The sequence below is a fragment of the Achromobacter sp. ISS7 genome (assembly GCF_056523125.1).
Genome location: NZ_JAWRZD010000001.1, coordinates 967840 through 980741 on the forward strand (window position 1 = coordinate 967840; position 12902 = coordinate 980741).

The 12902-nt window shown below is 71.4% G+C and carries 12 protein-coding genes; 4 read left to right on the forward strand and 8 right to left on the reverse strand.

The window, feature by feature from the left end; all coding sequences use genetic code 11:
* Nucleotides 1–42 precede the first annotated feature (42 nt).
* Entirely contained in the window at nt 43–906 is an 864-nt protein-coding gene (locus AC1HFW_RS04485) for a pirin family protein (RefSeq protein ID WP_006394202.1), read from the reverse strand.
* 147 nt (nt 907–1053) lie between these two features.
* On the opposite strand from AC1HFW_RS04485, the gene AC1HFW_RS04490 reads away from it, so the two are divergent.
* The 4 genes from AC1HFW_RS04490 (at nt 1054) to AC1HFW_RS04505 (ending at nt 7126) form a co-directional block, all read left to right on the forward strand.
* Nucleotides 1054–1596 (forward strand): DNA-deoxyinosine glycosylase, encoded by a 543-nt coding sequence (locus AC1HFW_RS04490; protein ID WP_479281988.1) that lies wholly within the window; start codon nt 1054–1056, stop codon nt 1594–1596.
* A gap of 488 nt (nt 1597–2084) precedes the next feature.
* The gene (gene dsrO, locus AC1HFW_RS04495) at nt 2085–2852 is read left to right on the forward strand and encodes a sulfate reduction electron transfer complex DsrMKJOP subunit DsrO (RefSeq protein WP_479281990.1); all 768 of its coding nucleotides are present in this window, start codon (nt 2085–2087) and stop codon (nt 2850–2852) included.
* Nucleotides 2853–2865: 13 nt separating this feature from the next.
* A complete protein-coding gene (gene nrfD, locus AC1HFW_RS04500) occupies nt 2866–3900 on the forward strand; it encodes an NrfD/PsrC family molybdoenzyme membrane anchor subunit (protein ID WP_479281992.1) in 1035 nt (344 codons plus the stop codon).
* A 37-nt stretch (nt 3901–3937) separates the two neighbouring features.
* Complete coding sequence (locus AC1HFW_RS04505; RefSeq protein ID WP_479281994.1) at nt 3938–7126, forward strand: molybdopterin dinucleotide binding domain-containing protein; 3189 nt, start codon at nt 3938–3940, stop codon at nt 7124–7126.
* A 9-nt stretch (nt 7127–7135) separates the two neighbouring features.
* Here the strand turns inward: AC1HFW_RS04505 and ccmI are convergent, their stop codons facing one another.
* The 7 genes from ccmI to ccmC are packed head-to-tail and all read right to left on the reverse strand — an operon-like array spanning nt 7136 to nt 12898.
* Nucleotides 7136–8428 carry a c-type cytochrome biogenesis protein CcmI gene (ccmI, locus tag AC1HFW_RS04510; RefSeq protein ID WP_479281996.1) on the reverse strand — a complete coding sequence of 431 codons (1293 nt, stop codon included), beginning with the start codon at nt 8426–8428 and terminating at the stop codon, nt 7136–7138.
* Complete coding sequence (locus AC1HFW_RS04515; RefSeq protein ID WP_479281998.1) at nt 8425–8943, reverse strand: cytochrome c-type biogenesis protein; 519 nt, start codon at nt 8941–8943, stop codon at nt 8425–8427. Before AC1HFW_RS04515 ends, ccmI begins: the two co-directional genes overlap by 4 nt.
* Nucleotides 8944–8987: 44 nt before the next feature.
* On the reverse strand, nt 8988–9509 hold the full coding sequence (locus AC1HFW_RS04520) for a DsbE family thiol:disulfide interchange protein (protein ID WP_006394222.1): 522 nt from the start codon (nt 9507–9509) through the stop codon (nt 8988–8990).
* Nucleotides 9509–11518, reverse strand: a complete 2010-nt coding sequence (locus AC1HFW_RS04525; protein ID WP_479282000.1) for a heme lyase CcmF/NrfE family subunit — start codon at nt 11516–11518, stop codon at nt 9509–9511. Before AC1HFW_RS04525 ends, AC1HFW_RS04520 begins: the two co-directional genes overlap by 1 nt.
* Entirely contained in the window at nt 11515–11970 is a 456-nt protein-coding gene (gene ccmE / locus AC1HFW_RS04530) for a cytochrome c maturation protein CcmE (protein WP_006394224.1), read from the reverse strand. Before ccmE ends, AC1HFW_RS04525 begins: the two co-directional genes overlap by 4 nt.
* Complete coding sequence (ccmD, locus tag AC1HFW_RS04535) at nt 11967–12128, reverse strand: heme exporter protein CcmD (protein WP_081105022.1); 162 nt, start codon at nt 12126–12128, stop codon at nt 11967–11969. The genes ccmE and ccmD overlap by 4 nt, the downstream gene beginning before the upstream one ends.
* Complete coding sequence (ccmC, locus tag AC1HFW_RS04540) at nt 12125–12898, reverse strand: heme ABC transporter permease CcmC (protein ID WP_479282003.1); 774 nt, start codon at nt 12896–12898, stop codon at nt 12125–12127. The genes ccmD and ccmC overlap by 4 nt, the downstream gene beginning before the upstream one ends.
* Between the last annotated feature and the right edge of the window lie 4 nt (nt 12899–12902).

The window sequence follows — 12902 nt, forward strand, 5'->3', positions numbered from 1 at the left end:
CCCCACTCAGCGGCGCCGACGAATCAACGCCGGCCCCGCCCTTCAGTGCATCTGCCCATACTTCCCGGCATTGAAGTCCTGGATCGCCTCGACGATCTCGGCCTGCGAGTTCATCACGAACGGGCCATACCCCACCACCGGCTCGTCGATCGGCTCGCCGCTCAGCACCAGGAACACGGCGTCGTTGTTGGCTTCGACCGTGATCTCGTCGCCGTCCTGCGAGAACAGCGTCAGCTGCGCGTCGCGCGCCACGGCGTCGCCATTGACCAGCACCGTGCCGCGCAGCATCACCAGCATGCTGTTGCGGCCCGCCGGGATCGCGAAGGTCGCGGTCTTGCCCGCGGACAGGCGCACGTCCCACACGTCGATCGGCGTGAAGGTGCGCGCCGGACCCGTCTGGCCGCCGTAGCTGCCGGCGATGACGCGCAGCGAGCCGGCGCCGTCGGGCAGCGACACCACCGGGATATCCGCATTCAGCAGGCTCTGGTAGCCGGCCGGCGCCTTCTTGTCCTTGGCCGGCAGGTTGACCCACAGCTGCACCATCTCCAGCTCGCCGCCCTTGCGGGTGAACGCGGGGGAGTGGAACTCTTCATGCAGGATGCCCGAGGCGGCCGTCATCCACTGCACGTCGCCGGGCCCGATGACGCCGCCGTTGCCGGTGGAGTCGCGGTGCTCGACCTCGCCGCTGTAGACGATGGTCACGGTCTCGAAGCCGCGATGCGGATGCTGGCCGACGCCGCGCGGTTGCGCGGCCGGCGTGAATTGCGCCGGGCCGGCGTAGTCCAGGAGCAGGAACGGGCTCACGTTCTTGCCCTTGTCGTTGTACGAGAACATCGAGCGCACCGGAAAGCCGTCGCCCACCCAGTGGGGACGCGGGCTGGCATGCACACCCAGAATCTTCTTCATGATCGTCATTCCTGTTGCGCGGCCCCTGCGGGGCCGTTCGTCATACCTATCAAGATAAGGGCGGGACGCCGGTTGCGGTAGTCCCCCCTATTGATAAGCACCGTTCCAGGAATAGGACGCCGACTGCCGTACGGGTATCCTTGCACCATGCCACCTCAAGCCGATACTGCCGCGACAGCGCGATCCCTCCACGTCCAGGGCTTCGCCCCGGTCGCCGCCGCCGACGCCCGCATCCTGGTGCGGGGCTCCATGCCCGGCGTCGCCTCGCTCAGGCAGGTGCGCTATTACGCCCACCCCCGCAACGCCTTCTGGCCCATCGCCGCCCAGGTCCTGGGCTTCGACCCCGCCGCCGACTACCCCGCGCGCCTGCGGGCCCTGCAACACGCCGGCATCGCCCTCTGGGACGTGCTGCAGGCCTGCGAACGCCCCGGCAGCCTCGACGCCGACATCCGCGCCGACACCCTGGTCCCCAACGACTTCCCCACGTTCCTCCAGGCCCACCCGCACCTCATCCGCATCTGCTTCAACGGCGCCAAGGCCGCCACGCTCTATCGCCGCCACGTGCTGCCGCTGCTGGCAGACCACCCGTTGCAGTACGTCGACCTGCCATCCACCAGCCCCGCCCACGCCGCCGCGTCATTCGACAAGAAACTGGCCGCCTGGCGCAACGCGCTGACCCCACCCACCTGACCGACATTCAAACCCCCGCGTAAGTCCATGAGGGCCGCGCAGGGCGGCCCTCATGGACGGGCAACACAAACTCTTCCAGCGCCAGACGGCCCCCAGAAAGAGGCCAAGCAAACCGCCCCCCATGGCAACCACCGCCAGCAATGACTGTAGCCAGGGGCGTCGGGACCCCGGCGGGCGCGGCCGTCCAGGGGGTGCCCGGCGGAATCCGAAGGCAGGCGCCGCAGGCGCCCACGAGGATGAGCACGGGGCAGTCCGGCCCCGGCGGGCCGGACCACCCCCGCAGGCCGCGCCCGCCGGGGTCCCGACGCCCCTGGCGGCCCAAGCAAGCTGCCCTCCGCCACACCAAGCAAGCCTCCCTTCACCCGCAGTTCCCCAAGAGGAACACATCAAGTCCTCGATAAACCCGTCCCCCATTGACCAACATCAACCCTCTATATAACCAAAAGCGATAAGTTAATGACACAACAACATGATTCGCGGAGAAGCTTGTGTCACACCCCCCACCCGAAGTCCCCCTCCCGGGCAAACGCGGTTTCCTGAAAAACCTGCTCGGCCTGAGCGCCGCGGCCACCATCATCCCCATCCGTGCCGAAGCCGGCACCGGCATCAACCAGCAACCTCCCCGTCGTCCCGGCATCCCCGGCAAGCGCTACGGCATGCTCGTCGACCTGCGCAAATGCATCGGCTGCCAGTCCTGTACGGTCAGCTGTTCGCTTGAGAACCTGCCGCCCGTCGGCCAGTTCCGCACCACCGTCCTGCAATACGAAGTGCAGCCCGACAGCGGCGGCCCCTGTGCCATGGTGATGCTGCCGCGCCTGTGCAACCACTGCGACAACCCGCCCTGTGTGCCGGTCTGTCCGGTGCAGGCCACGTTCCAGCGCGAAGATGGCATCGTGCTGGTCGACAACCAGCGCTGCGTCGGCTGCGGCTACTGCGTGCAAGCCTGTCCGTACGACGCCCGCTTCATCAACCACGACACCCAGACCGCCGACAAGTGCACCTTCTGCGAGCACCGGCTCGAAGCCGGCCTGCTGCCGGCCTGTGTCGAAAGCTGCGTGGGCGGCGCCCGCGTCATCGGCGACCTGAACGATCCGGACAGCGCCATCTCGCGGCAGCTGGCCGAGCATCGCGCCGACATCAAGGTGCTCAAGCCCGAGATGAAGACCGACCCCCACGTCTATTACATCGGCCTGCCCGATGCCTTCGTGCACCAGATCGATGGCCAGGCCGGCGTGCGGCTGGCCGGCGGCCATTGAGAAGGGGACCACCATGCAGATCACCGAATTGCTGACGCCGGTCTACGACGCCGCCTGGCTGCCGTGGGCCGTGCAGTACTTTTTCCTCATCGGCATCGCCGCGACCGCGGCCCTGACCGCCGCCGGCGGCGCCTTTGGCGAGGCCGGATCGCCGGCGCGCCGCCTGCTGCCGGCCGCGGTCACCGTGTTGTTGGTGTGCGCCATCGCCGCGCCCGTGTCGCTGCTGGCCGACCTGCACCAGCCGGGCCGCTTCTGGCATTTCTATACCCGCCTGACGCCGTGGTCGTGGATGTGGCTGGGCGCGCTGCTGCTGCCGGTCTTCACCGGGCTGGCGGTGCTGTTCTGCGCCGCCTGGTGGTGGGGGCGCATGGTCTGGGTGCGCCTGCTGGGCATCGCGCTGGCGTTGTCGGCCGTGTCGATACTGGTCTACACCGGCGCCGAAGTGATGGTGCTGCGGGCGCGGCCGCTGTGGCACACGCCGTTCCTGCCGCTGAATTTCGCGCTGACCGCGTGGCTGGGGGCGCTGGGGGCGATGTTCCTGGTGGCGCGCTGGCTGCCGGGCGGCCTGAAGGCGCTGCCGGTCGAGCTGTTGCGCCGCCTGAGCGTGACGGCGGTGGTGATGATGCTGATCGGGGCGGGCGCCTGGGTGCTGCTGGGCCTGTTGGGCCAGGACCCGTCGTTCGACGCCGCGCTGCGCCTGTTCGGCGGCTTCCCGGTGTGGCGCGCCAGCCTGGCGGGCGCCGTGATAACCGGGCTGTGCATGATCGCGCTGCTGCAGCGCGCGCCGCGCACCCTGGCCGCGCCGCTGCCGTCGGCCGCGCTGGCGCTGACCATGTTGGCGGCCGCCTGGATCTTCCGCTGGGTGGTGTTCATGAGCGTGCAGGGCGTGCCCAAGTATGGCGCCGGCCTGTACCTGTACGACATGCCCTGGGGCAGCGACGGCCTGCTCGGCATGATCGGCGTGCTGGGCCTGTGCGTCGCGCTGGTGGCCGCCGTGACCTACGCGCTGGAACTGTTCCCGGCCCGCACCCGCGGCCTGGCGGCCTGACGCCGCCGGCCCGACACGAATTCGCATCGAGATGACCATGGACAAGCAACACCAAGACGATACGCCCGACGCCCACGCGGACGGACCCGATCAACCCGACAACGCCGCGCGCCGCAAGCTGATCGCGCGCGGCGGCATGGTGGCCGGTGGCCTGGCCGCCTTCGCGGCCGGCTACGGCGAGACCGTCGCCAAGGCCGTCAAGGGCCTGGCGCAGGGCACGGCCGGCGTGCCCACCGCGCATGCCGTGCGCGGCAATTCGCTGACGCCGGAATTCCGCATCGACGCGGTCACGGGCCTGCTGTCGACGCAGCCGGGCCAGACCGTGAGCCCCTCCAGCTGCCTTGGGTGCTGGACGCAATGCGGCGTGCGCCTGCGCGTCGATACCGCGACCAACCGCATCCTGCGGGTGGCCGGCAACCCCTATCATCCGCTGGCCACCACCCGGCCGGCCGCGATGGACACGCCGGTGCGCGAGACCTATGCGCAACTGGGCGGCGACGCCGGCCTGGAAGGGCGCGCCACGTCCTGTGCGCGCGGCTCGGCCATGCTGGAGCAGATGCACAGCCCGTACCGCGTGCTGCAGCCGCTCAAGCGCGTCGGCGGCCGCGGCGAAGGCAAGTGGCAGACGATTTCCTTCGAGCAGCTGGTGCAGGAAGTGTGCGAGGGCGGCGACCTGTTCGGCGAAGGCCACGTGGACGGCCTGCGCGCGATCTTCGACCGCGACACGCCGCTGGACCCGGCCAACCCGGAGTACGGCGCCAAGGTCAACCAGTTCCTGTTCACCGATGCCTCCAACGAAGGCCGCACGCCGCTGATCCAGCGCTTTGCCGGCCAGTCGTTCGGCACCGTCAACTTCAGCAACCACGGTTCCTATTGCGGGCAGAGCTTCCGCGTTGGCGCGGGCGCGGCGCTGGGCGACCTGAAGGGCATGCCGCACGGCAAGCCCGACTGGGACAACGCCCGCTTTGGCCTGTTCATCGGCGCGGCGCCGGCGCAGGCCGGCAACCCGTTCCAGCGCCAGGCGCGCCAGCTGGCCGAGGCCCGCACCCGGCCCGAGGAAGCCGGCTTCAGCTACGTGGTGGTGTCGCCGATGCTGCCGGCCTCGTCCAGCCTGTCGGCCGGATCGGGCAATGAATGGGTGCCGGTCAATCCGGCCAGCGACCTGGCGCTGGCGATGGGCCTGATCCGCTGGATCCTGGACCACGAACGCTTCGATGCGCGCGCGCTGGCGCAGCCCGGCCCGGCAGCGATGAAGGCGGCGGGCGAGGCGGCGTGGACCAATGCCACGCACCTGGTGATCGCCGAGCCCGGCCATGCGCGCCTGGGCAGCTTCCTGCGCGGCGCCGACCTGGGCTGGGCCAAGCCGGCCGACGCCGGCGACAAATGGGAAGACGTGTACGTGGTGCGGCGGGAAGACGGCACGCTGGCGCCGCATACCGGCGAGCTGCCGGCCACGCTGTTCGTGGACGAGGCGGTGGCGGCGCCGGGCCTGGCGGGCGCGCCGGCCGCGCTACGGGTATGCAGCGCGCTGGCGCTGCTGCGCGACGAGGCGCGGCGCAAGTCGCCGCAGGAGTACGCCGCGTTGTGCGGCGTGCCGGCGGCCAAGATCGCCGAGCTGGCCGAACGCTTCACCAGCCACGGCAAGCGCGCCGTGGCCGATGCGCACGGCGGCACCATGAGCGGCGCGGGCTTCTACACCGCCTACGCCATCGCCATGCTCAACACGCTGGTGGGCAACCTCAACGTCGAGGGCGGCCTGGTGCTGGACGCCGGCCCGTTCCCGCCCTATGGCGCGGGGCCGCGCTACAACATCGCGGGCTTTGCCAACCGCGCCACGCCCAAGGGCGTGGGGCTGTCGCGCAACCGCTTCCCGTACGAGAAATCGAGCGAGTTCAAGCGCAAGCAGGCCGCTGGCCAGCCGGTCTATCCGGCCGCCGCGCCCTGGTATCCGGCCACCGGCGGCCTGAGTTCCGAGATGCTGGCGTCGGCGCTGGCGGGCTATCCGTACCGCGCCAAGGTCTGGTTCAACCACATGAGCAACCCGATCTACGGCATCGCCGGGCTGAAGAACGTGCTGCTGGACAAGATGAAGGACCCCAAGGTCCTGCCGCTGTCGGTGTCGATCAATCCGTTCATCAACGAGACCAACGCGCTGGCCGACTACATCGTGCCCGACACCGTCACCTACGAAAGCTGGGGCGTGTCGGCGCCGTGGGCGGACGTGGTGGCCAAGGCCTCGACGGTGCGCTGGCCGGCGGTCGAGCCCACGGTGGCGCGCACTGCCGACGGCGCGCCGGTGTGCCTGGAGTCGTTCCTGATTGCCTGCGCCAAGCGGCTGGGCATGCCGGGCTTTGGCGCCAACGCCATCGCCGACGCGGACGGCAACCGCTATCCGCTGGACACGGCCGAGGACTTCTTCCTGCGCGGCATCGCCAACATTGCCTTCGGCGCCGGCCGGCCCGTGCCCGAGGCAAGCGACGACGACCTGGAATTGACCGGCGTGGCGCGCTACCGCGACGTGCTGCAAGGCAAGCTCAAGCCCGAGGAGTGGCGCCGCGTGGCCATGGTGATGAGTCGCGGCGGGCGCTTCGACCGCATGCGCGACGCCTGGAACGACGCTGGCCAGACCCGCCAGGCCTGGGCCAAGCCGTTGCAGGTATGGAGCGAGGAACTGGCCGGGTTCCGCCACGCCATGACGGGCGAGCGCTACAGCGGCTGCCCCACCTGGTATCCGGCGCGGCTGGCGGACGGGCGCGACGTGCGCCAGCAGTATCCGCGGGCGGACTGGCCGTTCCTCTTGAGTTCGTTCAAGTCCAACCTGATGAGTTCGATGTCGATCGGGGTGGACCGCCTGCGCCAGGTGCATCCGCACAATCCGGTGTCGATCAACCGGCAGGACGGCGAGCGGCTGGGGCTGCGCAACGGCGACCGGGTGCGCATCGTCACGCCGGGCGGCGCGGTGACGGGGCTGGCGCTGCTGCGCGACGGCATCCAGCCGGGCGCGGTCGGTATCGAGCACGGCTATGGCCATACCGAGCTGGGCGCGCGCGCCCACCTGGTCGATGGCAAGCCGATGCCGCACGATCCGGCGCTGGCGGCGGGCGTGAACCTGAACGACCTGGGCTTTGGCGACGCGACGCGCGGCGAGCATGCCAACGTCTGGATCGACTGGGTCTCGGGCGCGGCGGTGCGGCAGGGGTTGCCGGCGCGCATCGAAAGGGCCTGAAGCGCCGCGCTAGCGCAGCACGGTGTCGGCCACCAGTTCCAATCCGCTGGCCGGCACGTCGACCTCCACTGGCGTGCCGCCCAGGTCGCCGGCTTGCGGCATGGCCGTGCCTGAGCGGCTGACGCGGATTTCGACGCGCACCCGGCCGGCGCTGGACAGCAGGGCCTGCGGTGACATGGCGTTGCTGTCGTCGAGCGTGAAGGCGCGCGGCAGGTCGGCGGCGCGCAGCCGCAGCACGGCCAGCGGCATGCGCGAGCCCGAGGCGGGCCGCGCCAGGATGAAGACGGTGTCGGTCGGCTGCACCTGGGCCATCAGGGCGGGCGCGATGCGCGCCTGGCCGCTGAGGCGGCCGGGGGCGGCGGCCTGGCTGGCGGCCGGTGTTGACGATGGTGTTGCCGGAGCCGTGGCCGCGGCCGGGCCAGGCGCCGTCGCCGGTTGCGAACTGCCCGCCGACGCCATGGCGCGCGCCTGCGCGATATTGGTCTCGATCTGGCGCGCCGCCTCGGAATCCGGCGGCAGCAGTCCTTGCAGGCGTTGCCAGTATTCCAGCGCCTGGGCGGCGTCGCCGCGCCGCAGGGCCATCATGCCGGCCAGCGCCAGGGCCTTGGGCTGGTCGGGGTTGGCCGCCAGCGCCTGCGCCACTGCGGCGATCGAGGCCGCGTCCGGCGCGCCCTGGTTGGCGGACAGCAGCGCGTCGGCCAGGTCGGCCAGCACCTGCGGCTGCGCCGGCGCCAGCCGCAGCACTTCGCGATAGGCGGCCGCCGCGTCGTCGTAGCGGCCCAGGGTTTCATAGGAACGCGCCAGCGTGTACCAGCCGTCGGCGTCGTCCGGCGCGGCGCGCAGGCGCTGGGCCAGCGCGTTGATGGCCAGCGCCATGGTGTCGCCGTCGTCGCCGGCGTGCGGTTCGGCGGCGCTGGCGCTGGCCGCGCTGGCGGCGGCGCGCGGGTTGCCCAGGTGGTTGTAGAGCAGCGCCGCCGCCAAAGGCAGCGCCAGGCTCAGCAGGCAGGCGGCGGCGATGCCGGCGCGCTGGCCCGTGACCGCCGCCCGGCCGGGGTGGCGTTGGGCCAGGTCCTGCAGCAGGTCGCGTTGCAGTTCCTCGTCGGCGCGCATGGCTGCGTCCGCGCTCAGGGCGCCGTCGCGCTGGTCGCGCCGCAGTTGCTCGCGCTGCGCCAGGTAGAAGGCCCGCAGGCCGGCATCCGTGGCGTTGTCCTCGGCAGGCGGCGGGCGCCGCAACAGCGGCGGCAGCAGGCACAGCAGGGTGGCCAGCAGCAGGACCAGCACGGCAAGCCAGAGCGGCGTCATGACCCGGTATCCAGGTAGCGCGCCGCGCGGGCGCGTTCGTCGGCGGTCAGCGGCGGCCGGCTGCGAGGCCGCCGCGCGACGGTGCGCCACAGCACCACGAAGCCCAGCGCCAGCAGCGCGAACGGACCCAGCCACAGCAGCCAGGTGATGGGCTTGAAGGGCGGTTCGTAGCGCACGAAATCGCCGTAGCGGTCTTCGAAGAAACGCATGATCTGGGCGTCGCTGCGGCCCTCGGCCAACTGGCCGCGGATCAGGTTGCGCATGTCGTGCGCCAGCGGCGCGTTGGATTCGGCCAGCGACTGGTTCTGGCACACCAGGCAGCGCAGGCCATGCGCCAGTTGCTCGGCGCGCTGCTCCAGCGCGGGCGGCAGCGGCGGGGCCTGGGTTTGTGCCTGGGCCTGGGCCCGGACGGGCGCCGCCAGCCACAGCGCCAGCAAGGGCGCGGCCAGCCAGCGGCCCAGGCGGCGGCGCGGGCGTTCATTGGTCCGGCCGTCATCGCGGCCCGGCCTTTGCATCGGGCGCCTGGCCGGAGACGGCGCGGGATGGATCGGCCATTTCATCATTGCAACGCCTCGATCATCGGTTGCAGCCGCGTGCGCCAGATCTCCGGCGTGATCAGGCCCAGTTGCCGGTAGCGGATGCGGCCGGCGCCATCGATGACGAAGGTCTCGGGCACGCCATACACGCCATACTCGATGCCGACGCGGCCGTCGACGTCGCTGGCGGACGCAATGTACGGATCGCCGTGGCGGCCCAGCCAGGCCAGGGCGTCCTCGGGCTTGTCCTTGTAGTTCAGGCCGTACAGCGGCACGTTATGCCGCCGCGCCACCTCGCGCAGCACCGGCAGTTCCTCGCGGCACGGCGCGCACCACGAGGCCCAGACGTTCAGCAGCCAGACCTTGCCGCGCATCGATTGCACCTCCAGCCGCTCGCCGGGCGTGTGCAGCAGCGGCAGGCCGATGGCGGGGGCGGGCTTGTCGATCATGGCCGAGGGCACGGCGCGCGGATCGCGCGACAGGCCCATGGCCAGGAACACGGCCATGGCCAGGAAGACGGCGAGCGGCACCAGGTAGCGCAGCATCAGTAGCCCTCGCGCGGCGTGGCCGGCACGGCGTCGGCGCGCGACCGGGGAAGCGGCGCGCGCGCCGCTTCCTGGCGGTAGCGCCTGTCGCCCGCCGCAAGCAGGCCGCCCAGCGCCATCAGCAGGCAGCCCGACCAGATCCACGCCATGAACGGCTTGACCTGGATGCGCACCGTCCAGGCCGTGCCGCCGGCCGGTTCGCCCAGGGCCACGAACAGGTCGCGGGTGAAGCCGCTGTCGATCGCGGCCTGGCTCAGCGGCATGTCCTGCACGGTGTAGTGGCGCTTTTCCGGGTACAGCGTGGTGACCGGGCGGCCGTCGGCGCGAGTGACGCGGAACTCGGCGCGCTGCGCGCTGTAGTTGGGCCCGCTGGCCGGCGCCAGCGCGGCGAAGGTGAAGCGGTAGCCGCCGGCCTCCTGCACCGCGCCCAGGTCCAGCCGCAGTTCCTGCTTGACCTCGTAGCCGTTGGCCAGGGTGGCGCCGGCGATGAAGACGCCGATGCCGGCGTGCGCCAGCAGCATGCCGTACCAGGCGCGCGGCTGGCGCCCCAGGCGCCGCGGCCAGTGGCCATCGCCGTCGGTCAGGCGCTGCCAGGCGTGCGCGGCCGCGCTGGCGATCGACCAGGCCGCCAGCCACAGGCCCAGGATCACCAGCGGCGAGCCCAGCCGCGCCGGGCCGGGCATGGCCAGCGGCAGCAGCACCGCCGTGGCCACGCTGACGCCGAACGCGATGCGCAGCCGGCGGCCCAGCTCGGGCACCTTGGCCTGTTTCCAGCGCGCCACCGGGCCGACGCCCATCAGGAAGATGGCTGGCGTCATCAGCGGCACGAAAACGGCCTCGAAGTAGGGCGGGCCGATCGAGATCTTGCCCCAGTCCAGCACGTCCAGCACCACCGGATACAGCGTGCCCAGCAGCACCGAGGCGGCCGACACGGTCAGCACCACGTTGTTGGCCAGCAGCAGCGATTCGCGCGACAGCAGCGCGAAGCCGCCGCCCAGGCCGACCTTGGGCGCGCGCCAGGCATAGAGCGTGAGCGAGCCGCCCACCACCAGAGTCATGAAGCCGAGGATGTAGAGGCCGCGCCCGGGATCGACGGCGAAGGCATGCACCGAGGTCAGCACGCCCGAGCGCACCAGGAAGGTCCCCAGCAGGCTGAGCGAGAACGCGCAGATGGCCAGCAGCACCGTCCAGCTGCGGAAGGCGCCGCGCCGTTCGGTGACGATGAGCGAGTGGATCAGCGCCGTGCCGGCCAGCCACGGCATGAAGGAGGCGTTCTCGACAGGGTCCCAGAACCACCAGCCGCCCCAGCCCAGCACGTAATAGGCCCAGGCGCTGCCGAGCAGGATGCCGATGGTCAGGAAGGTCCAGGCGGCCAGCGTCCAGGGCCGCACCCAGCGCGCCCACAGGGCGTCCAGCTCGCCGGACAGCAGCGCCGCGATGGCGAAGGCGAAGGCGACCGAGAAGCCGACGTAGCCCATGTACAGCATGGGCGGGTGCACGATCATGCCGGGGTCCTGCAGCAGCGGGTTGAGGTCGCGGCCGGCCATGGCCGGCGGCATCAGGCGCTCGAAGGGGTTGGACAGGAACAGCAGGAACAGCAGGAAGCCGGCGCTGATCCACCCCATCACCGCCAGCACCCGGGCCAGAAAGGCCAGCGGCAGGCGCCCGCTGCGCAGCGCCACCGCCAGCGTCCAGGCGCTCAGCAGGTACAGCCACAGCAGCAGCGAGCCTTCGTGGCCACCCCAGACGGCGGCGAAGCGGTAGGCGGCGGGCAGGTCGGCGTGCGAGTTGGCGGCCACGTACAGCACCGAATAATCGTTCTGCAGGAATGACCAGGCCAGGCAGCCGATGGCCACGGTGGCCAGGCCGAACTGCGCCACGGCGGCGGGTCGCGCCACCGCCATGCCCGGCCGCCAGCCCGTGGCGGCGCCGATCAGCGGCAGCGTGCCTTGCACCAGCGCCGCCAGCAGCGCCAGGATCAGGCTGAAGAGGCCGATTTCCGGGATCATCGCGCGTCCGCCCGCGCCGCGTTGGCGGTGGCGCCGGCCGCGGCCCGCTTGAGCGCGTCGGCGGCCTCGGGCGGCATGTAGTTCTCGTCGTGCTTGGCCAGCACCTCGGAGGCGTGGAACACGCCGTCAGCGTCGAGCTTGCCGGCGGCCACCACGCCCTTGCCCTCGCGGAACAGGTCGGGCAGCAGGCCCTGGTAGGTCACGGGCACGGCGTGCGCGGTGTCGGTGACGATGAAGCGCAGCTTCAGGCCGTCGCGCTGCACCGAGCCTTCCTGCACCAGGCCGCCGACGCGGAAGCTGCCGTGGGTGGGCGCCTCGCGCGCGGCCACCTGGGTCGGCGTGAAGAAGAACACCAGGTTCGATTGCAGCGCATTGAGCACCAGCGCGACGGCCGCGGCCAGCAGGCCCAGGCCGCCCAGCAGCGCCAGCACGCGGCGCCGGCGCGGACTCATCGGCCGTCTCCGGCGTGCAGGCGGGCGGCGCGGCGGCGCGCCCGCGCTCGCCGCCACAGCGTGCCGGCTTCCCAGGCGATCAGCGCCAGCGTCACGCCATAGGCGCCCAGCAGGTAGGGGCCGTGGCCCTGCAGCGAGAACAGCGCGTCCCAGCTCATCGGCGCTCCCGGGGCGGTTCGGCCGAGGCCGGTTCGCGTTCGGCGATGATGCCGCGCACCCGCGCCAGCGACGCCGCCGCGCTGTACAGCCAGAATGCCGCCACCATCAGCAGCATGGCCGCCAGCATGACGCGGGCCATGCTGGGCGCGGTGGTCAGGTTGATCGAGGCGCCCTGGTGCAGCGTGCTCCACCAGCGCACCGAGAAATAGATGATGGGCACGTTGACCACGCCGGCCAGCAGCAGGATGGCGCCGCCGCGGTCGCCGCGGCGCGGATCGTCGCTGGCCGCCTGCAACGCCATGAAGCCCAGGTACAGGAACAGCAAGATCAGTTCCGAAGTCAGGCGCGCGTCCCACACCCACCAGGTGCCCCAGGTCGGCTTGCCCCACAGCGCGCCGGTCCACAGGGTCAGGAAGGTGAAGAGGGCGCCGGTGGGCGCCAGCGCCCGCATCATCATGAACGACAGCCGCGTCTGCAATATCTGGCCGAGCGCGGCGTACAGCGCCATCACCAGGTACAGGAACATCGACATCCAGGCCGCCGCCACGTGGATGAAGAGGATGCGGTAGACCTCGCCCTGCTGGCTGTCGACCGGGGCCTTGACCAGGCCCACGTAGAGGCCGGCGGCGGCGAACAGCGCCGCGGCCAGCGCCAGCCACGGGATCAGCCGGCCGGCCAATGGATAGAAGCGCTGCGGCGCGGCGTAGCGCAGCCAGCCGGGCCGCGCGGGCGGAGTCGGCAGCAGGGTCAGATGCGGGGGCGAATGCATGATG